The sequence below is a fragment of the Peribacillus sp. NPDC056705 genome (assembly GCF_043656335.1).
The window spans coordinates 22,265-42,106 of sequence record NZ_JBHTYI010000032.1 but is presented as its reverse complement, the minus strand read 5'-3'; the positions used below and the strand labels follow the sequence as shown (position 1 = coordinate 42,106).

17 protein-coding genes are annotated in these 19,842 nt (G+C 39.1%); 5 read left to right on the top strand and 12 right to left on the bottom strand.

Features of this window, described 5'->3' with window-relative positions; genetic code table 11:
• Positions 1–424: 424 nt before the first annotated feature.
• The 8 genes from ACFRAK_RS23555 to ACFRAK_RS23520 all read right to left on the bottom strand — a co-directional run bounded on the left by ACFRAK_RS23555 (position 425) and on the right by ACFRAK_RS23520 (position 10,712).
• Positions 425–1,348 carry a DMT family transporter gene (locus ACFRAK_RS23555; RefSeq protein ID WP_387595692.1) on the bottom strand — a complete coding sequence of 308 codons (924 nt, stop codon included), beginning with the start codon at positions 1,346–1,348 and terminating at the stop codon, positions 425–427.
• Between the two features lie 484 nt (positions 1,349–1,832).
• A complete protein-coding gene (locus ACFRAK_RS23550) occupies positions 1,833–2,276 on the bottom strand; it encodes a MaoC/PaaZ C-terminal domain-containing protein (protein WP_260287967.1) in 444 nt (147 codons plus the stop codon).
• A gap of 199 nt (positions 2,277–2,475) precedes the next feature.
• On the bottom strand, positions 2,476–3,942 hold the full coding sequence (locus ACFRAK_RS23545) for a GntP family permease (protein WP_387595687.1): 1,467 nt from the start codon (positions 3,940–3,942) through the stop codon (positions 2,476–2,478).
• Positions 3,943–4,202: 260 nt separating this feature from the next.
• Positions 4,203–4,997, bottom strand: a complete 795-nt coding sequence (locus tag ACFRAK_RS23540; protein WP_394572604.1) for an enoyl-CoA hydratase/isomerase family protein — start codon at positions 4,995–4,997, stop codon at positions 4,203–4,205.
• A gap of 178 nt (positions 4,998–5,175) precedes the next feature.
• The gene (locus tag ACFRAK_RS23535) at positions 5,176–6,732 is read right to left on the bottom strand and encodes an acyl-CoA synthetase (protein ID WP_394572603.1); all 1,557 of its coding nucleotides are present in this window, start codon (positions 6,730–6,732) and stop codon (positions 5,176–5,178) included.
• A 403-nt stretch (positions 6,733–7,135) separates the two neighbouring features.
• Positions 7,136–8,503: a sigma-54 interaction domain-containing protein gene (locus ACFRAK_RS23530; RefSeq protein WP_394572602.1), complete on the bottom strand. Its 1,368-nt coding sequence runs from the start codon at positions 8,501–8,503 to the stop codon at positions 7,136–7,138.
• A gap of 217 nt (positions 8,504–8,720) precedes the next feature.
• Positions 8,721–9,704 (bottom strand): alpha-ketoacid dehydrogenase subunit beta, encoded by a 984-nt coding sequence (locus ACFRAK_RS23525; protein ID WP_387595675.1) that lies wholly within the window; start codon positions 9,702–9,704, stop codon positions 8,721–8,723.
• A gap of 12 nt (positions 9,705–9,716) precedes the next feature.
• Positions 9,717–10,712: a thiamine pyrophosphate-dependent dehydrogenase E1 component subunit alpha gene (locus ACFRAK_RS23520; RefSeq protein ID WP_394572601.1), complete on the bottom strand. Its 996-nt coding sequence runs from the start codon at positions 10,710–10,712 to the stop codon at positions 9,717–9,719.
• Between the two features lie 469 nt (positions 10,713–11,181).
• Here ACFRAK_RS23520 and ACFRAK_RS23515 point away from each other — a divergent pair, with 469 nt between their 5' ends.
• The 3 genes from ACFRAK_RS23515 to ACFRAK_RS23505 are packed head-to-tail and all read left to right on the top strand — an operon-like array spanning position 11,182 to position 15,235.
• Positions 11,182–11,658, top strand: coding sequence for a MarR family winged helix-turn-helix transcriptional regulator (locus tag ACFRAK_RS23515; RefSeq protein ID WP_387595669.1), 477 nt, complete (start codon positions 11,182–11,184; stop codon positions 11,656–11,658).
• Entirely contained in the window at positions 11,655–13,379 is a 1,725-nt protein-coding gene (locus ACFRAK_RS23510; protein WP_394572600.1) for an ABC transporter ATP-binding protein, read from the top strand. The genes ACFRAK_RS23515 and ACFRAK_RS23510 overlap by 4 nt, the downstream gene beginning before the upstream one ends.
• Entirely contained in the window at positions 13,376–15,235 is a 1,860-nt protein-coding gene (locus ACFRAK_RS23505; protein ID WP_394572599.1) for an ABC transporter ATP-binding protein, read from the top strand. The genes ACFRAK_RS23510 and ACFRAK_RS23505 overlap by 4 nt, the downstream gene beginning before the upstream one ends.
• A gap of 121 nt (positions 15,236–15,356) precedes the next feature.
• Here the strand turns inward: ACFRAK_RS23505 and ACFRAK_RS23500 are convergent, their stop codons facing one another.
• Complete coding sequence (locus tag ACFRAK_RS23500; protein ID WP_387595660.1) at positions 15,357–15,809, bottom strand: MarR family winged helix-turn-helix transcriptional regulator; 453 nt, start codon at positions 15,807–15,809, stop codon at positions 15,357–15,359.
• A 122-nt stretch (positions 15,810–15,931) separates the two neighbouring features.
• On the opposite strand from ACFRAK_RS23500, the gene ACFRAK_RS23495 reads away from it, so the two are divergent.
• Positions 15,932–16,366 carry a GNAT family N-acetyltransferase gene (locus tag ACFRAK_RS23495; protein ID WP_387595657.1) on the top strand — a complete coding sequence of 145 codons (435 nt, stop codon included), beginning with the start codon at positions 15,932–15,934 and terminating at the stop codon, positions 16,364–16,366.
• Positions 16,367–16,761: 395 nt separating this feature from the next.
• Here the strand turns inward: ACFRAK_RS23495 and ACFRAK_RS23490 are convergent, their stop codons facing one another.
• Positions 16,762–18,030, bottom strand: coding sequence for an erythromycin esterase family protein (locus ACFRAK_RS23490; RefSeq protein WP_394572598.1), 1,269 nt, complete (start codon positions 18,028–18,030; stop codon positions 16,762–16,764).
• Between the two features lie 25 nt (positions 18,031–18,055).
• The gene (locus tag ACFRAK_RS23485) at positions 18,056–18,427 is read right to left on the bottom strand and encodes a hypothetical protein (protein ID WP_394572597.1); all 372 of its coding nucleotides are present in this window, start codon (positions 18,425–18,427) and stop codon (positions 18,056–18,058) included.
• 245 nt (positions 18,428–18,672) lie between these two features.
• Between ACFRAK_RS23485 and ACFRAK_RS23480 the strand changes: the two genes are divergently transcribed.
• Positions 18,673–19,161, top strand: a complete 489-nt coding sequence (locus ACFRAK_RS23480; RefSeq protein ID WP_192204449.1) for a divergent PAP2 family protein — start codon at positions 18,673–18,675, stop codon at positions 19,159–19,161.
• Between the two features lie 508 nt (positions 19,162–19,669).
• On the opposite strand, the gene ACFRAK_RS23475 is transcribed toward ACFRAK_RS23480, so the two are convergent.
• A complete protein-coding gene (locus ACFRAK_RS23475; RefSeq protein WP_387595645.1) occupies positions 19,670–19,822 on the bottom strand; it encodes a YfhD family protein in 153 nt (50 codons plus the stop codon).
• Positions 19,823–19,842 lie beyond the last annotated feature (20 nt).

Genomic DNA, 19,842 nt, shown 5'->3' with positions numbered 1-19,842 from the left:
AAACGATCAATTTTTGGATGTTCAACATTTGAATTAATCCGCTATATTTTCCCTTCAAGAAGAGTGGCTATTCATTAAAGGGGTTGGAAAAGATTTTACATAATTTTTATTATCTTGAATTAATATATCTTTACTTAAAGATAATTTATCATGAATAAAATTCACTGTCAACAACTTATCTCAAATTAATATATCTCAAAGTCGAAATAACCTCTGTGAATTTTCATTTATTTCTATATATCTTTCGAAAGAATTATGGAAACAGAATATCCTTTCTAAAGCAAATGCCATTCCGAATATGGGTTACTATCTATAGGTATAAGTCGCAGCAATGACGATCAATCACTTTTCTTGCTAAATTGATTCAATACGAAAGCCCCCCAGGTAAAGAGAAAACCTTGGAGGGCTATTTCGGTTTGGTTCCTTATTTTACATGATGCAATTCCCCTTGTTTTCCGGATGAAGAGTCAGCACCATCGTTTTCTTTTGACTTCTTGGAAGAAAGATAAACCCCTGCGAAAATGATCAGCAGGCCAATAATTACATGAGGATTAATCGCTTCTCCAAGCAGGACATAGCCCCAAACCATAGCGCTTGCAGGAATAAGGTATGTAACCGTTGCGGCTAGCTCTGGGCTGCCATTTTTATTGATGTAGAAATAGATCAGCTGGCCGATCCCAGAGCCAAAGCACCCAAGACCGATTATGGAGAAAATCGTTAGCGGGTCCATCAACATCACTGGATTAATCGGCCCTGTTATAAGCATCCCGATCAAACCGATAATGGCACCCGTGAGCAGCGTAAATGCAGTAATGACCAATATGCTTGTACTGGAAAGAAATCTTTTCGTATATTGGCCGGCAAACCCATAACAGGTGGACGCTAGCAGCATTGTACCAATTCCAATGAACTCCTTGCCGAAAAGCTGACCGACTTGAAAATCCATCAATACTAAAATTCCCAAAAAACCGATAAGAATGCCCATCCATTGTCGGGCGGTTAAAACATAAGAAAAAATGATAAATCCAATGATCCCCGTCCAGATCGGGGTGGTTGCATTAAGAATCGATGCCGTGCTGCTGTTAATCTCTGTTTCACTTAAAGCTATTAAACCCCATGCTAATCCGCAATTGAAGATTCCGACAACGACCAGCGCTGTCCATGGTAATTTCCAGTTGATTTCACTGCGCTTCCACCATAAAATGGGAAGCAGAACAACAGCACCCGCCAAACAGCGGAGAAACACAATCCCCCAAATGCCCGCTGGCGGGAGCAGCCATTTCATGAAAACGAACGATAAACCCCATATCAAACTAAGACCGATTAAAGCCCCGTATAAACGAAGCATGATATTCCCCCTTCCTACTTTCTTATTATGACAAACATTGTTATGGACTTCATATAAAATCTTGCTATTTAAGTACTGAAAGTTATTTTCCGCCAAGGCAGCAGCATGTATCGTTCGAACAATCTTTTGCAATTGTAAAGAGCATGGCTAAACTAATCATTCATTGGCTTCCAAACCTGTGGCATTTTTATCCTGCCTTTATAAGGCTACCAGTCTGTTGGTCTCCTAGCGGTTGCAGGTCAATGAAAAGAGGAATCTTCAGTGCGATTTCTCCTATTATTTTAGCTCGGATACGTTTTAAGTTTATTTCATGTCTAAAAAAACTAAAAAAGCTGGAGAGCATTAAAGAAGGCAAGCCAGTCAATAGGCTTGCCTTAATCTGAAAAATGAGAAAGGACGTATTATTTCTTTTGGGGTAATACTTTCACACCGAATTCCTCTCCATCCATAAGCAGTCCAAAGCTTGTTTTACCTTAATTGACTACTATATTTTTACATTGGCATCAGAATTGACCATTATTTTCATGTTGGCTATGGCTACAGTTTCTCCGTTTTGTTTTTTTATTTCCTGGATGACTGTTACAACACCTTGATAGCCCTTTTCAAAAAGGTCAATCACCTTTAATTCTACATGTATCGTGTCCCCAATAAAGGTAGGGTTTATAAATCGAACTTTCTCCAAGCCGTAAAATGCAACAACGATTCCCGGTTCAAAATGAAATAAGCCGGTTGCAACCGAAAGTATAAGCATTCCGTGGGCTATCCGTTGCTTAAATTGTGTATTTGCTGCATACTCTTTATCAGTATGGAGGGGAAACCAGTCACCGCTAAATGCAGAAAACATTACTAAATCAGCCTCGGTTATAGTACGTCCTTTCGACATCCATGTTTCTCCGATTTCATATTGATGGAAATATTTATTAAACATTATTTCATCTCCTTTATTTGTGATCGAATTACAAGTCTGAATATTCAGATATTAAATACTGAAGACTATATAATTTAGTGATATTCCTTAAAATCAACACGAATAAAAACTTTTTTCATTTAGGAGACGTATTATTCCATATAAAAAGCGGGTAAAGCAAGAAATAGAAATGTTTTTTCCTATGTTCAACGGGAAATGGTTAAACGATGGCAAACAAGCTGAATATACCAATTACAAAGAATACAGCAAGTGTCTTTATAATGGTAATAACAAAAATGTCTTTATATGCCTGGCGATGTGTGAGTCCCGTAACAGCTAAAAGAGTTATTATAGCTCCGTTATGTGGCAAAGTATCAAATCCACCTGCTGACATAGAAATGACACGATGTAAAACTTCCAACGGAATGTCAAAATGAGCAGCAGTTTGTATATACGTATCCGCCATTAAGCTCAACGTAATGCTCATCCCACCAGATCCTGATCCAGTAATGCCACACAAAACATTTGTCATGATCGCCCCATTAATTAAAGGATTCGAAAACATTCCAGTGAGATAATCTTGTACCACAGAAAAGCCGGGTAAAGCTGCAATCACACCCCCAAAGCCATATTCGGTTGCCGTATTCATGGTTGCTAGCAATGCCCCACTAATGCCAATATTAATACTCGAATTGAAATTTAATTTGACAGCTTTAAAATTTAATAAGACGATTGCCATTATCCCGAGAATAAGAGCCATCTCCACAGACCAGACACCAATAACTTTAGACATATCGACAATACCATAATCTTTTAATCCAATCGTGGCAAAATCGAATCCTTTGGCATACCAAAGAGGAAAAGACTCAGTAAAAAACTTATTCATCACTCCGACTAGCACCAACGGAATAAAAGCAAGCCAGTCTTTTCTACTTAGAGCTTTTTCAGAATCCATTCCGAACTTATTAGTCGTTTCCAATGATATTGCAGAACTGGCTGCCAATTCTGCTTCGGCAGCTTCCTTATCAATAGCTTTATCGCCAATTCCAAAATACCCTTCACCATTTCTAGCTGCCTTATGTCGACAATGATTTAAGTATAATAGGCTTAAGGAAATGATAAATATTGCCCCAATAATCCCCAATGTCGGTGCAGCATAAATGTCTGTTTTAAAGAAACCAGTTGGAATGACATTCTGAATTTGTGGAGATCCTGGAAGTGAATCCATGGAAAAGGTAAATGCACTAACTGCGATTGTCGCAGGAATTAATCGCTTTGGAATATTAGCCTCGCGAAATAGCTGAGCAGCAAATGGATAGATGGCAAACACTGCAACAAACAAACTAACGCCGCTATATGTCAGGATTGCGCCCATTATCACAATGGCTAGAATGGCTTGTTTAGCCCCGATAAATCGGACAATTATTTTTGCTATGCTCTTTGCTACACCGCTTATTTCTACCAGTTTCCCAAAAATAGCACCTAGCAGAAAAACCGGGAAATATAATTTAACAAATTCAACCAACTTAACCATGAATATATTAGAGAAGAAAGGTAAAACATGTCCAGGATCCGTTAAAAATACAGCAAACAAAGCGCACAATGGTGCAAAAAGTATAACAGAAAATCCTCGATATGCTAGAAACATAAGTAATCCTAGTGAAATAATAATGATCATTACATCCAATTCGACTTCCCCCTTTTTCTCCAAATATATATGTTATCATTTGTTGCTGGTTTGAATGCTTTTCCCCAAGACTTATTGGGCATGATAGGACAGTTTTCCAGTGCACATTTAGTAAAGAACCCTAATTAATTTCCCGAGTGAATCCTTAAACGACTTTGTATATTAACAAAGATGAGTTACTTTAGAATCTGCCATTTTTACGATCACGGCATCAGGATCTTTTTCAAAAATCGGACTTGCCACTGGTTTGGTCATGAGGCTTACTGATCAATGAAGTTTGGCTCCCTTTTATTGATAAAGGCTTCAACTCCTTCCTTTACGTCTCTAGTCTGAAAAACATGACCAAAATTTTCAGCTTCAATCACAAGTCCATCTTCAAGTGTTTGTTCATAACCAAAATCAATAGAATGCTTTGCAAAAGTTAAAGATTGGAAAGAATAATTGCAAATACATTTTGCAATTTCCATTGCTTTTTCTAAAGATTCACCCTTTGGCACAACATGATTAACAAGCCCTATTTGTTTGGCATCTTCTGCATTCAGTGGCTCTCCAGTAAAGATCATTTCTTTTGCTTTGGCCTTACCTATCAGTCTAGGAAGTCTTTGAGTTCCCCCTGCACCTGGAAACAATCCCAATTTAACTTCAGGGAGCCCAATCCTAATATGTTCCTCCGCAATTCGAATATCACAACTTAAAGCAAGTTCACATCCTCCACCTAGTGCTAATCCGTTGATTGCAGCAATAGTTGGTCTTGATAACCGTTCAATTTTATTAAGTGGTTCCTGAAGCCAAAGTGATTTCCCCTTTCCTTCTTCCACTCCTTTTCCAATCCATGCTGGAAAATCTTTAATGTCTCCTCCAGCAACAAAAGCTCTTTCTCCTTCACCGGTAAGTATAATGACCTTAACGTTGTAATCGCTTTCAATTTCATCCACCACAAGATTCAATTGTTCTATAACATCTGCGCTTAATACATTAACTGGTGGATTATCAATAATAATCGTTGCAATATTCCTCTGTTTCGACCATGAAACTACTTGGTCCTTCTTCTTCATCGGCTTTCCTCCTAAACCTAAAGTGTACTTGTGGGTTCCAAATACTCTGGCATTATTGAAAAACGGGAATCTGTGGGTGACCCCAGATATCTGTGCTAGAATTCTTTGTGGTTATGTGATTTTAAAACAAAGTGAAATAATGTATTAACAAAGCCTTTTTCAACCTTCCATAAATCCCTTATTTATCCATACCGCTAAATTGTTTACGAAGAATAAACTTTTGGACCTTTCCGGATGGGGTACGTGGTATTTCATCAACAAATGTGACCTTTCTAGGTTTTTTATAGCTAGCAAGATGTTCCTTACAGTAATTAACAACATCTTCCTCCGTAAGTTTGGCTCCTTCTTTTTTAACAATAACAGCACATACAGCCTCAATATATTTGGGATCAGGAATACCAATTATAGAAACTTCCTTCACTTCCTCATGGCGGTATAAGACATCTTCAATTTCCGCTGAGTAAATGTTTTCACCACCGCTCCGAATCATATCTTTTTTTCTGCCTGCAATTGATAGATACCCATCATGATCGAACTTTCCCAGGTCTCCTGTTTTACACCACCCATTCACGAATGTTTCCATTGTGGCATCTGGTTTCCTCCAATACCCCTCAGAAACCGCTGGACTCTTAATAGCGATTTCACCAATTTCACCAACTGGCAAAGGCGTTCCATCCTCATCGATAATATTTATTTCTGTAAGTGGCATCGGCTTCCCAACGGTATGGCCTTTTGTAAAAGCATCCTTTGGTTCAAGCGAAGCCGCAATTGGCTGTCCTTCAGTTAACCCGTAAACTTGAACAACTCCAATTTGAGGAAACCTCTTTTTTAATTGTTCCAGTGCCCATGGCATTAGCGGGTCACCACCTGTATAAATGGTTTTTAAAGATTTCAGCTCATACTTTTCAATTTCAGGCAAATTTAGCATTTCATAAATCATGAAAGGGAATAAAAAAGAATCGGTCACATTTTCCTCTTCAATAACGGAAAGGATTCTTCCAATCTCGAATTCTTGGCTTTTTGTAATTATTACCCTTCCGCCCATCAGTAGAATGGGAAGTGCGATATCTTCCATCGCCCCAACATGGTATAGAGGTCCTGTCGTCATCGCAACTTCTTGCCCTGTAAATTTCCATTTCAGTGCTTGTATCGTGGAAAACCAGAAAGTTGTATCATGTGTCCAAATCGCACCTTTAGGTCTTCCCGTTGTTCCTGATGTGTACATAAGCATGACTGGATCGTTTAATTTAATGTTATCGACTTTGACCTCATCTACCGAACCACTTTCTAATACACTCCATGACTCAGACCATCCTGGGGTTGGGCCATTTCTATGAGGAAGACAAAAATAACGCTCAACAGAAACATGATTACTAATTGATTTCAGCTGATTGGCTAAGTTAGAATGGAAGCACAATATTTTTGTCTGTGAATCATTTAATGCATACTCAAGCTCTGCACTTGAAAGCCTAAAATTAAGTCGAACTGCAATTGCACCGATTTTCGCAATGGCAAAATATAGACTAAAATATTCGAGACAGTTGGAAAGTAAAATACCGACACGATCGCCTTTACGCACTCCAATTTCGTAAAGCCTGTTTGCATACGCATTTGATATAAGGTGGAGATCCATGTACGTCATCGACTTTCCTGCTTCTTCTTGTATTGCTATTTTTCTAGGATTTATATTATTTAAATCATTCGCCATTTTTCTTGTGATAATACCGACATCCAATGAAATTCCTCCTTTTAAGGCCGCTAAATTCATTAATGTTCAAATCAATTCTCAAACTTCAAAACATTCCCTCTTACATGCCTTTAAATTGTCCACTCGCCTTTATCGTTTTCTTTCCTCCTTTCTTCTAATTTTGAATGCAAGATTCATTCCAAAACGAAAAAAAACCCTTACAGACTTACTGTCCTTAATAATCGAGGAAAAGTCGATGGCTTATTTTCTGATTTTCCGGAAAATAACCAAGAAAAAATCAACTGAAGTAAGATCAGCTGATTTTTCATTCATTGTTTTTCATAATTTATAGCCTTGTTTCTCCTGTAATGTGAACTATATCAACATTAATACGGAAATTAAAAAATAAATCCGGAATTTCGGAATAAATTCTGAAATCCCGGATTTATTTTTATTGGTCAGAAATCTTATATTTTCTAATTTTATCGTAAAGGGTAGAATTCCCTATCCCGAGAGCTTCCGCAACCCTTTTTTTATCAAACTTAAACCTCCTTAACGCTTTTTCGATTTCCTTCTTTTCTGTTTCCTCTACACAATCCTTTAAACTTAATTCTTTCATATTCACATTATGAAGTTTAAGATACTCAGGTAAAGCATCCTTTCCCATTACCTCTTCATTAGATAGGTGAACACCTGCATCAATTACATTCTCTAGTTCTCTGATATTCCCTGGCCAGTTATATTGCTCTATTAATGAAATCACCTCTGGGTGTATGGAGGTTACTCGTTTTCCTATTCGAGCTGTGATTTTATTGAAAAAATAATCAACAAGTAAAGGGATATCTTCCATTCTATCTCTTAAAGGAGGAATAAATAATTGGACAGCGTTAATTCTATAAAATAAGTCTTCACGAAATAGCTTTTCTTCAACCAATTTTTCTAAAGGGCGATTTGTTGCAGCAATCACTCGAACATTTAGTTTTTTTGGGTAAAGCGAACCTATAGGCTCAAACTCTTTCTCCTGAAGGACCCTTAATAACTTGACTTGCATTTGCTGAGGCATATCACCAATTTCGTCAAGGAAAACCGTTCCACCATCAGCAAATTGAAACTTTCCTATTTTACCTCCCTTTTTTGCCCCTGTAAAGGCACCTTCTTCATAACCGAAAAGTTCAGATTCTAACAAGTGTTCGGGAATTGAACTACAATTTATTTTCACAAGCGGTTTGTCGCTTCTTCCACTTAGCTGATGAATGCTATGTGCTATTATTTCCTTGCCTGTACCGCTTTCTCCTCTAATTAGAACAGAGATATCACCTCTAGCCAACCTTTTCACACGTTCTTTTAACTGTTGTATTTCTTGAGAATTTCCAATTAAGTTATGTAAGGAATATTTCACTCCATTTGTAACACCTATTTCATTTTTGTATAAATTATGTTTTGTCAGGATCTCCTTAATGTGACTATTCATTTTATTCCAATCATCAAGATCACGAAACATGATTGTCCCGATTGCACCAATTATTTCATTATTCTCAATGATAGGAATGCGATTTGCGATTACAAAATCACCACGAAGAAAATGTATATCAGCAATCTCGGATTTACCTATTTGCACTACAAGGTGTAGCCTTGTATTTTCAATTATATTCGTCACATGCTCACCAATCACTGTGTCGCGTTCAACATTTAAAAATTCACAATATTTATTGCTAATGTATTGAATTTTCCCATTACTATCGACAATTACAATTCCATAATATGTACTCTCAAACACCATATCTAATAGTTTATTATTGGATAATTGTCCAGTATTCATCTTAAGCTCCTTTAACTAAAATCCCTTTACCATATAATACCACGCATTTCAAATGGCGTTTCAATGATTTTTTTATTCATGCGTACTTTTTGGCCAAGTTCACGGACATCCTTGGCGATTTACTTAATTGTTTTTTCATCTGTATGATCCATTACAGGAACAAACAAAGCATCCCTCCAGATGGGGGATGCTTTGTTTGTTCTATTTTAAGATTCGTTCAATAGGCAACAAGGTCCCTCAGTGCCTTTTCCACTTTTTCAGGATTCACCATGAAGGATTTCTCCAATGATGGTGAATATGGCATCGCTGGGACATCCGGGCCTGCAAGTCTCATGATTGGGGCATCGAGATCGAAGAGGCAGTTTTCTGCAATGATCGCCGATACTTCACTGATGATGCTTCCTTCCTTATTATCTTCAGTAACCAATAGTACTTTTCCTGTTTTAGATGCAGCTTCCATAATGGCTTCTTGATCTAATGGATAAACGGTTCGTAAATCAAGAATATGAACGGATATGCCATCACTGGCCAGCCTTTCAGCTGCCTGGAGCGCAAAATGAACACAAAGGCCGTAAGTAATCACTGTAACGTCATCGCCTTCACGTTTTACATCCGCTTTACCAATCGGTAAAACATAATCATCATTCGGAACTTCTTCTTTAATAAGGCGATAGGCACGTTTATGTTCAAAGAAAAGGACCGGATCTTCATCGCGAATGGCTGCTTTCAATAAACCTTTCACGTCGTAGGGTGTAGAGGGCATGACAATTTTAAGTCCCGGTTGATTGGCAAAAATGGCTTCAACGGATTGTGAATGGTATAACGCCCCATGTACACCCCCGCCGTATGGAGCTCTGATGACGATAGGGCAATGCCAGTCATTATTGGAGCGATAACGGATTTTTGCAGCTTCCGAAATGATTTGGTTGATTGCGGGCATGATAAAATCAGCGAATTGCATTTCCGCAATCGGCCTCATCCCATACATGGCCGCGCCGATGCCGACTCCTGCGATTGCGGATTCAGCAAGCGGGGTATCAATGACACGCTGTTCCCCGAATTGTTCGTATAACCCTGATGTCGCTTTAAACACACCGCCCTTTACCCCTACGTCCTCACCTAATACAAATACACGGGGATCACGTTCCATTTCTTCCCGCATCGCCATTATCACGGCATCTATATAAGATATCACTGCCATCTTCTTTCCTCCTTACTTACCTGCGTAAACGTAATTTGAGAGCGTGTCTTCATTTGCAAATGGAGCATTTTCCGCATAATCCGTCGCTTCGTTCACAACTTCCATTATTTCCTCGTTCATTTGTTTCTCCATTTGATCATCCATGATTCCAGCTTCTTTTAAATAGGCACCGAAAGTGATGATCGAATCTATTTTTTTGGCCTCCGACACTTCATCAGACGACCTGTATTGACTATCATCATCATCGCTTGAGTGTGGCGTTAGCCTGTATGAAACCGTTTCGATTAAGCTTGGTCCTTCACCACGCCTGCCTCTATCGGCCGCTTCTTTCACCACCCGGTATACTTCGATCGGGTCATTTCCATCCACTGTCACCCCTGGCATGCCATAACCAATGGCCCGGTCTGACACTTTCCCGCAAGCCAATTGCTTTTCAATCGGTACGGAAATGGCATACTGATTATTCTCGCACATCAAGATAACCGGAAGTTTATGTACACCTGCGAAATTCGCTCCTTCATGGAAATCGCCTTGGTTTGATGAGCCCTCTCCGAATGTAACGAATGAAACAATATCTTTTCCTTCCATTTTTCCAGCGAGTGCAATCCCCACTGCATGTGGCACTTGGGTGGTAACTGGCGAAGATCCCGTCACGATGCGATTCTTTTTTTGCCCAAAATGCCCAGGCATTTGACGCCCGCCCGAATTTGGATCTTCTGCTTTTGCAAAACTGGATAACATTAAATCCCTTGCGGTCATCCCAAACGCAAGAACCACACCGAGATCCCGGTAATAAGGAAGGACATAATCCTTTTCACGGTTCAATGCAAATGCAGCTCCCACTTGAGCTGCTTCCTGCCCTTGGCAAGAAACGACAAAAGGAATTTTTCCAGATCTGTTCAACAGCCACATCCTTTCATCTATACGTCTTGCCAATAACATTATCCTATACATCTCAAGCACCTGCTCATCACTTAGACCTGCCCGTAGATGACGGTTATCAACCATATGTCATCATCCCTCCTAAAAATCAAAACATTTTTCTGTTAATACAAACTTAAATCCGGTTATTTATCTAAGGGAGAAAAATCTCGTTTATGTATGCATGCTTGCCATATAATACCCTCAAATGCGTTATCATCTAGTATTATTACCTGGTACTAACTCAATGCAATATTATCCTACCACTTTTTATCTCAAATTTCCAACTAATTTCACTCTGTTAAAAGGACATTTTGATGTCTACTGAATCAAGTACATGAATAAACGAGTGTTTTCACGCGAAAACACTGATAATCGGCAAGACCACTCAGATTTTTACTGGGGTTTAATGTACGACCAAAGTCTAGGTAAACACTGAAATCATTTGATCGTTTTTTTTGTTGACTATGCGGAAGAATAGCTGTAAATTAAAATGATTCATAAAATTAAATGTTCAAAATGGAACAGTTCATAACAGAAAGAATGGTGATGTTGAGTGGAGAATGAAAAACAAATGCGTTCCGTACAACTATTGCGTTCATTTTGGAACGTGCAGAAAAATATTATGCGGTTCGTTCAAAAGACAGCCGCAGAAAATGGATTAACAGTTCCTCAATATTCCATTTTGATGACCATTACCCTTTACAAAGAGACCACTCAAAAAAATGTCGGGGAGAAAACATTTCTTCCAAAAAGCACCCTTAGCCAAGCGGTCGATGGTCTCGTTCGGTCAGGCATGCTCCATCGTGAGCATGTGGAGGGCAACCGGCGTGAGATTCAGTTGTCAATCACCGATCAGGGGAAAAATTTATTAAAAACGATTCATTTTCACGAAGGAAGCATTCACCAAGTCTTTCAAACGGCCATTGAAATGCTTTCCGAAGAACAGTTTGAAGAGCTGCTAGAAACGAATCTTCAAATTTCAAACTTTTTAGAAGCACAAGCTACCGAACAGGGAGAGTGTTCAAAATGATGAAAATACTGAAACATTTATCCGTTTATAAGTGGATTATTTCAGCAGTTATCGGTCTGGTTTTTATTCAATCCATGTCGGACCTTTTTTTGCCTACACTAATGGCTGATATTATTGACAAAGGCGTCGTCCGAGGAGACACTCCCTACATTTGGAAAATCGGTGGTTTGATGCTGTTGGTTTCCGCACTTGGCGCTTGTGCATCCATAATCGCAAGTTACTATTCGTCCAAAGCGGCAATGGGAATGGGACGCGATCTCCGCCTGAGAGTCTTTGATCATGTTGAAAAATTTTCGTTACAAGAATTTGATGAAGTCGGTACGGCGTCATTGATCACACGGACGACCAATGATATAACGCAAGTCCAGCAAGTGGTTATCATGATGCTTCGTATGGTTATCAGTGCACCTATCATGTTAATCGGCGGAGTGATCATGGCTGTATCCATGGATGCAAAATTATCGCTTGTCATTGTTGTCACAATGCCTTTATTGATTGGCTCGATTTTGCTTATTCTATATAAAGGTGTACCGCTCTTTCAAACAGTGCAAAAACGATTAGACCGGTTGAACCTTGTATTACGTGAAAATTTAACTGGCATTCGCGTCATTCGAGCCTTCAATCGTGAAACACAAGAGAAAGAACGTCTAAAGAAAGCGAATAAAGAATTGACGGATGTCTCGATCAAAGTCAATAAAATCATGGCCTTCATGATGCCTGTAATGATGCTTGTAATGAACTTGACGGTTGTTGGCATCATTTGGTTTGGTGGAGTTCGTATTGATAACGGCGGTATGCAGATCGGGGACTTAATGGCATTTATCCAATATGTTATGCAAATCATGTTCGCTCTCGTTATGGCATCCATGATGTTCGTTATGATTCCACGAGCGGCCGTATCGGCAACAAGGATAAACGAAGTCCTTGACATGAAACCTTCATTCCTGGATGAGGGGACAGAAAAGGCAGATCGTGAACACGGTACAATTGAATTTGATCATGTGACGTTCAGTTACCCAGGAGCAGAAGAACCTGCATTATCGGATATTAGTTTTTCTGCAAGTCCTGGTGAAATCACCGCAATAATCGGCGGAACAGGCTCAGGGAAAACAACGCTCGTCAATTTGATCCCTCGCTTCTATGATATTTCAAGTGGAACGATTCGCGTCAATGGTGTTGATATTCGTCAGTCATCACAAGAAGAAGTTCGTTCAAAAATTGGCTTTGTACCACAAAAGGCCGTCCTCTTTACAGGTACGATTGCTGAAAACATTCGCTTTGGAAAACAAACAGCCACACAAGATGAAGTTGAGCATGCTGCTCGGATCGCGCAAGCGGAAGATTTTATCAGCAACCTGAAAGACGGCTATCAGGCAGAAATCGAACAAGGCGGTTCAAACCTATCAGGCGGGCAAAAACAGCGGCTTTCGATTGCGCGGGCACTCATTCGGAAACCCGATATTTATATATTCGATGATAGTTTTTCTGCACTTGACTTCAAGACGGATGCCAACCTTCGCGCAGCCTTGAAAGAAGAAACGAAAAATTCGACAGTACTACTCGTTGCCCAGCGTGTCAGTACGGTGGTTGACGCTGATCGAATCATTGTGTTAGACGAAGGACACATTGTAGGTATGGGAACACACCAAGAGTTGCTAAGTACAAACGACATATACCGTGAAATCGCCTTATCACAGCTCACGGAGGAGGAAATTGCATGAGTAATCAAAAAAAACCTCAAAGCGGCGGTCATGCTGGGCATGGTCCTGGTGGCGGTAACATGATGATGATGGGTCAAAAAGCAAAAGATTTTAAAGGAACACTTAGACGTCTTTTGACCTATTTAAAACCTCGGCGCAACAAATTGATTGCCGTGTTCTTTGCTGCAATCATGAGTACGATTTTTATGATTGTCGGACCAAAAATCATGGGAACGGCAATTACGGAATTATTCGAAGGAGCATACGGGAAATTCCAAGGAGTACCAGGAGCAGCCATTAACTTTGATAAGATTGGCCATATCCTTCTACTCCTTGCTGGACTGTATGTCTTAAGCAGCCTTTTCAACTATGTACAACAATACATTATGTCAAGTGTTGCACAAGATACGGTATATGATCTTCGAGAAGATGTTAACGAAAAACTCGAGAAACTTCCACTCAAATATTTTGAAGGACGTCCAAACGGAGAAACACTTAGCCGAATGACAAATGATATTGATACAATCGGGAGCACCCTTCAGCAAAGCTTAACGCAGTTCATCACATCAATCGTAACGATTTTGGGGATTATCATCATGATGCTTTCAATTAGCCCGTTATTGACATTAATCTCGATAGTCAGCTTACCTTTATCAATATTTGCAATCCGGCCTATTTTAAAAAAATCCCAAAAGCACTTTGCCGATCAACAACGTAAACTCGGACAATTAAATGGGCACATTGAAGAGATGTATACCGGCCATCAAGTCGTTAAAGCCTTCGGACATGAAAAACAGGCGAGTGCCCAGTTTACTGCGGTTAATGAAGAATTGTATAAAGCGGCAAGCAGAGCACAGTTTATATCCGGTATCATCATGCCCCTGATGTTCTTTATCGGAAATTTGAGCTATGTCCTCATCAGTGTTGTCGGAGGAATATTGGTAACTCAACGTTCGATTTCAATTGGTGATATTCAAGCATTCATCACTTATTCAAAGCAGTTCACCCAGCCAATCACACAAACGGCTAACATCGCAAACATTATTCAGTCAACGGTTGCAGCAGCTGAGCGTGTTTTTGAACTACTTGATGAAGAAGAGGAAATGAAAGAACAAACCACAGCTCACATAAAAAGGGCAAACGGTGCTGTCTCTTTCGAACATGTGGACTTTGGATATGGGGAAGAAATGTTAATTGAAGATATGAACATCGATGTCTTGTCTGGACAGACGGTCGCAATTGTTGGACCGACTGGTGCTGGAAAAACGACCATGATAAATCTCTTGATGAGATTTTACGAACTCAATGGCGGAAAGATTACTATCGATGGTCTTGATACACGGAGTATGTCCCGTAGTGATCTTCGAAAGAGCTTTGGTATGGTTCTTCAAGATACTTGGCTCTTTAATGGCACGATTAAAGAAAATATCGCTTATGGCAAAAATGGAGCAACTGATGAAGAAATTTTCGCAGCTGCTCGTACGGCACATGCAAACCATTTCATTCGGACACTGCCAGATGGTTATGAGACAGTCTTAAACGAAGAAGCTTCGAACATCTCACAAGGCCAAAAGCAGCTTTTGACAATCGCACGAGCTGTTCTAGCAGATCCACCAATCATGATATTGGATGAAGCGACGTCTAGTGTGGACACGCGGACCGAAGTCTTTATCCAAAAAGCCATGAACCGACTGATGGAAGGAAGAACGAGCTTTGTCATTGCCCATCGGCTCTCAACGATTAAGGATGCAGATTTGATTCTTGTTATGGATCAAGGAAAAGTGATAGAGAAGGGAACGCATTCTGACCTTTTAAGGGTGAATGGTTTCTACGCAGATCTTTACAATAGTCAGTTTACTGAAAATGCAGCTGGATAATAAGAAAGAGGCTCAATTACCAATCGGAATTGAGCCTCTCTCTTTATAAATCTATCAACAACCGTTCCGTTGATGCTAACCAATTAGACATCCATGAGTCAGGGATAACTTATAAGCTGCATCAATATCCCCTTTTATTTCCCTTTTTCACAAATTCCCAATCTACCTCAATATTTTTTCTGACCCTTTGAAGAAGATGCAACATCGTCTCCGTTTCCTCCAAAGAAAATCCAGATAATGCAATCTTGTCGGTATACTCTCCTTCTTTTTTCAAAAAGGGATAGACCTTTTCACCTTTATCAGTAGCATAAAGCTTTTTAATTTTTTTGTTGCCCTCATCATTTTTCTTTTCAATAAAACCTTGAATTTCAAGTTTTTTAATGGCACGAGCCGCTGTCGTTCGGTCAACCTTTATCATTTCTGCTAACTTTTCCTGAATGATTCCTGGATTTTCACATATTCGGACAAGATACAAATATTGCCCTTTTGTAAGGTCAAATTCTTTAAATTCAATATTACTTATAGAGTCCAATGCCCTTGCTATCATTCCAATTTCACGGAGTATTTCTTTCATTCAAAGTGCCCCTAACTTTTTTGTTGTATTTACAACAAAAATAATTTCGTTTATACTAAAAAAGAATATACATTTATTATGACTTGTCTTATTACATAAATCTAGAAAAGGAATGAAGAACATTGGAATCAAAAAGAATTACTACAGAAAATGATTTAAAAATAGCCTTTCAGATCAGAAAAGAAGTATTTGTTGAGGAACAAGGTTTCCAATTAGAAACTGAATTTGATGAATTTGATGCACTTCATGCTTCTTCTGAACACATATTAGTCTATTATAATGAAAAACCAGTCGGAACTGGAAGGTTAAGAGTTGTTGATGGTTTAGGTAAATTGGAGAGAATTTGCATCTTGGAGCCTTACCGTAAATTTGGCCTTGGAAAAATAATAATTAAAACGTTAGAAGAGATTGCAAAGGAAAAGGAACTATCCAAGGTTAAATTACATGGACAAACACAGGCAGAGGGTTTTTATAAAAAACTCGGCTATCAGACTTCATCCGATGTCTTTATGGAAGATGGCGGTCCACATCTTTTAATGATAAAAGAATTAATATAGTGTTAAATGTGAGTAAAACAAACATTACCCTGTATTTGATGGGAAGATACTATTAATCTTAGGAAACAATCAGACCTTGGAACATCATCACCATTTGATGCTCTTTTGGTCGATTTTTCCCACACGATACTTTTAAATTCGCTTTTAAAAAGAAAAAAACCAAAATTCATGGGTCTACTACCTGCTTTACTAACAAGTTAAACATTCTTTTGACTCTTCCTGCAAGGATCAGGTTTATACTCAGCAGCAAAAGTTCTGCGTCTTTCACAGTCATTGGGGAAGTGATATTTTTCATTTTGGCGAGGACAATTTTTTAACACTCCAACATTGGTCATTAGGAATAAGCACGAACAAGCCCTTAATAACCCGAAATGTTATTAAGGGCTTGAAATTTATTACACAACGGGTGCTGTTTCATGAACAAGCGGGTGAAGTGCCTGAGTTTCATCCATGTAAATAAAAGCATCATATCTTTCTGACATTACAGAAGGTACATAGTTTCCATATTGTTCATATTCCGGTTTGTATACAACTCCAATCGCCCGATGTCCAATCCTATCTTGGAATAGCTGCCGATTTTCATCGGTGAAAATGAGCAACTTATCATAAGCCCCCGAAAGGTGCATTGCCTCCTCCCAGCTTCCATTCATTGCAGGGGGTAGTGTTTTTATTTCAAGATCCACACCCCACTCATCTGCTGCAATGACAGTTCCCGTATAGGTTCCGAAACCTGTGATAAATACATCTTCAGCTGGGTTTTGTTCACGAATGACCTGCCCTACGTTAATCATCCCGGAATCTCTCATATCAGTAGCGCTGGCATCCCCAACATGGGTATTATGTTCCCATACAATCGCCTTTCCTTTTGAACCGTAAAAATCCATTATTTCATTTAGCACATCCACCATATGCATATCTCGGATATTCCATGATTTATCATCATGAACGACCATTGTCCTGTAATAATTTTCTGCATTATACGCTACTAATGCATTCACTTGAAGGTTCAAATTCAATTCTTCATGATTGGGGTATTTTTCTTTTTTCCGTTGAATAGTTGTCAGTAATTTGGCTACTTCCTCTATACAGTCTTCTGAAAAAATGCCTGCGGAAACTGCGTACTCTTCATTATTCCGATTGAATGGTTCAAAACATGTGAACGCCCGTCTTGCAGCCTCGAGGTCAGGTGAATCAATTTGTTTTAAGTAATGGATAACTTCATCCATAGATTCCCAAAGACTGTAAATATCTATCCCATAAAATCCAACTTTCGTTTGATTTTGTCCAGACTCATTGTATTCTTTCATCCATTCAATCAGGTCGATCATTTCCTCGTTTGCCCACATCCAGGTCGGCCAGCGGTCAAAAATCTTAAGCACATCCCTCGCCGAATTAAATACTTGGTCATAGCCTTTAACATACCTATTGATTGCCTGGCATGCGGGCCAATCGCCTTCAACGGCTACAAAGGTGAACCCTTTTTCTTGAATCAGTTTTTTTGTTATTTCAACTCTGGCCGTGTAAAACTCGGATGTTCCATGCGATGCCTCACCTAGCAATACAAATTTTGAATTTTTAACTTGTTGAACGAGCTTATTCCAATCTGCTTCACTTTTAAGCATGACTGATTGTTCGATTATTGACTGAACCAGATTATGATGCACTGTTTTTCCCCCTTGTTCTCGACCATTAGCGTTTGTACTCAGCATTGTAAGAATTTGATCCTGCGTGTACGGACAGTAAAGTATCAGCGTACCCCACTAGACGATTTATAAGTTCATCACAAATAGAATATACCAGCTGAAAATTTTCCACCTCAAATAGAACAGGATCATCCAGAATGACCGTCGTGTTAACGAACATATCTTTGTTTCCATATAGATTGTAGTGAACTATAGCCTTTCCAGCAGCTCCTTCAGTAACTGGATCATTAAAGCCGGGAATGAAAACAAACCATTCTTCAGCAGTAGCTGATCTGAAGTTTTTTGTGAAAGACATTCGCTCGGTTACCTTCATGATCTTTTTTTGCTCTTCCGGATTTATATCCTTGACCTTGTTCATTCCATTGCCACCTTAATAACCTTCCGTTATATATTTTCCTTAAGGTACCCATCCTATAAATAATTATTATGAAATAGTCGAACACGGAAACTGAAAAAAAAGGTCATTATATACATGAAGCTTGACCTTTAATAACAGCCGATAATCATGGGACTGCTGCATATAAAAATTATTATTGGGGTATCAAAAGAGGGAAGATAATATCCTGGATTGGGTTGGACTGGTCTGGAGTGGAGGAGTTGCTCATGGAAAAGATGAATCGGGGAATTTTAACGGCGCTGTCAGCAATCGGGATTGCGCAAGGGCTGAAAATTTTTACACATTATAAGCTGACGGGAAAGTGGGACTTGAAGCAGGCTTTCACAACAGGTGGAATGCCTAGTTCGCACTCCGCCGGTGTGGCCGCACTGGCATCATATGTGGCAGCGAATAAAGGCTGGCTGCATACGGAAACAGCGCTTGCCACAGTGTTTGGCGTGATTGTGATGTATGATGCTCAAGGGATTAGGCGCCATACAGGGGAAATTGCCAAGCTTGTGAATGATCTTGAAGATAATATGGCGAAATTTTCGGGAGAGTTTCCGAGCTTTGAGTATGTGGAGCGTGAGAAAGAACTGAATGAACTGCTCGGACATCAGCCTGTGGAAGTTGGAGCAGGTGCGTTGCTTGGAGTGGTACTTGGGCTTATTTCGGCTAAATTGGAGGATGGCAAGCCCTCTAGAATCAAAGGCTGATTACGTCGTGCAAGCTTTGATATTCCAGATCTTGAAGTAAGGTATGTAAGGAACAAGGTAAAGAAGATCAACATATATATAGATGTTTTTAACATGAAAATATCTAAAAAAATATCTCAGTAAGGAAAAATTACAATCAAAATATGTCTATGTTATTAACATAGACAAGACTAATAATTTATTCTGTTTTACTTATAGAAGTTTCAACTAAATTGTCTTAAGATGACCCGTTTATTCGTATCTCTCTCATAGGTGTACTATTGATATTTATTAAAGTGACACTGTTTCTTCGACTAAGATTAACTTTAGTTGAAGAAACAGCATTAAAGGATCTCCACATTGAAGATCCTTTTTTCATTAACGATAAAATCGATCTCTTAAGTAAGCTTGCAAAGTTTTTCGCCAAACCACTTCCGTTCTGCGATTATTGTTTCACTAACACACCTTTGATTCAATAAGAAAATAAAAAAACAAGATTTTTTTGTTTTAGTCTTTCACTTTTTTTGTTTCATTTAGGTCTTGTAGCTCTAATTTTTTCACTTTCACCTAGCTCACGAGAAAACTCTTCATCAACACGATCCGGTTCTATTTTTAAGTTTTCGGGAGTTTGAGGTAAAGCCTTTTTGCTGCTAGATGGTTTATGGTTGTTTGATCTTCCCATTATATTTCCTCCTAACGAAT

Coding starts and splice junctions, on each gene's coding strand:
- ACFRAK_RS23510 (WP_394572600.1), top strand. CDS start 11,655: ATGATGAAAATACTGAAACATTTATCCGTTTATAAGTGGATTATTTCA.
- ACFRAK_RS23480 (WP_192204449.1), top strand. CDS start 18,673: ATGGAAAAGATGAATCGGGGAATTTTAACGGCGCTGTCAGCAATCGGG.
- ACFRAK_RS23485 (WP_394572597.1), bottom strand. CDS start 18,427: ATGAACAAGGTCAAGGATATAAATCCGGAAGAGCAAAAAAAGATCATG.
- ACFRAK_RS23540 (WP_394572604.1), bottom strand. CDS start 4,997: ATGAAGAAGAAGGACCAAGTAGTTTCATGGTCGAAACAGAGGAATATT.
- ACFRAK_RS23525 (WP_387595675.1), bottom strand. CDS start 9,704: ATGGCAGTGATATCTTATATAGATGCCGTGATAATGGCGATGCGGGAA.
- ACFRAK_RS23530 (WP_394572602.1), bottom strand. CDS start 8,503: ATGAATACTGGACAATTATCCAATAATAAACTATTAGATATGGTGTTT.
- ACFRAK_RS23520 (WP_394572601.1), bottom strand. CDS start 10,712: ATGGTTGATAACCGTCATCTACGGGCAGGTCTAAGTGATGAGCAGGTG.
- ACFRAK_RS23550 (WP_260287967.1), bottom strand. CDS start 2,276: ATGTTTAATAAATATTTCCATCAATATGAAATCGGAGAAACATGGATG.
- ACFRAK_RS23500 (WP_387595660.1), bottom strand. CDS start 15,809: ATGAAAGAAATACTCCGTGAAATTGGAATGATAGCAAGGGCATTGGAC.
- ACFRAK_RS23475 (WP_387595645.1), bottom strand. CDS start 19,822: ATGGGAAGATCAAACAACCATAAACCATCTAGCAGCAAAAAGGCTTTA.
- ACFRAK_RS23555 (WP_387595692.1), bottom strand. CDS start 1,348: ATGCTTCGTTTATACGGGGCTTTAATCGGTCTTAGTTTGATATGGGGT.
- ACFRAK_RS23505 (WP_394572599.1), top strand. CDS start 13,376: ATGAGTAATCAAAAAAAACCTCAAAGCGGCGGTCATGCTGGGCATGGT.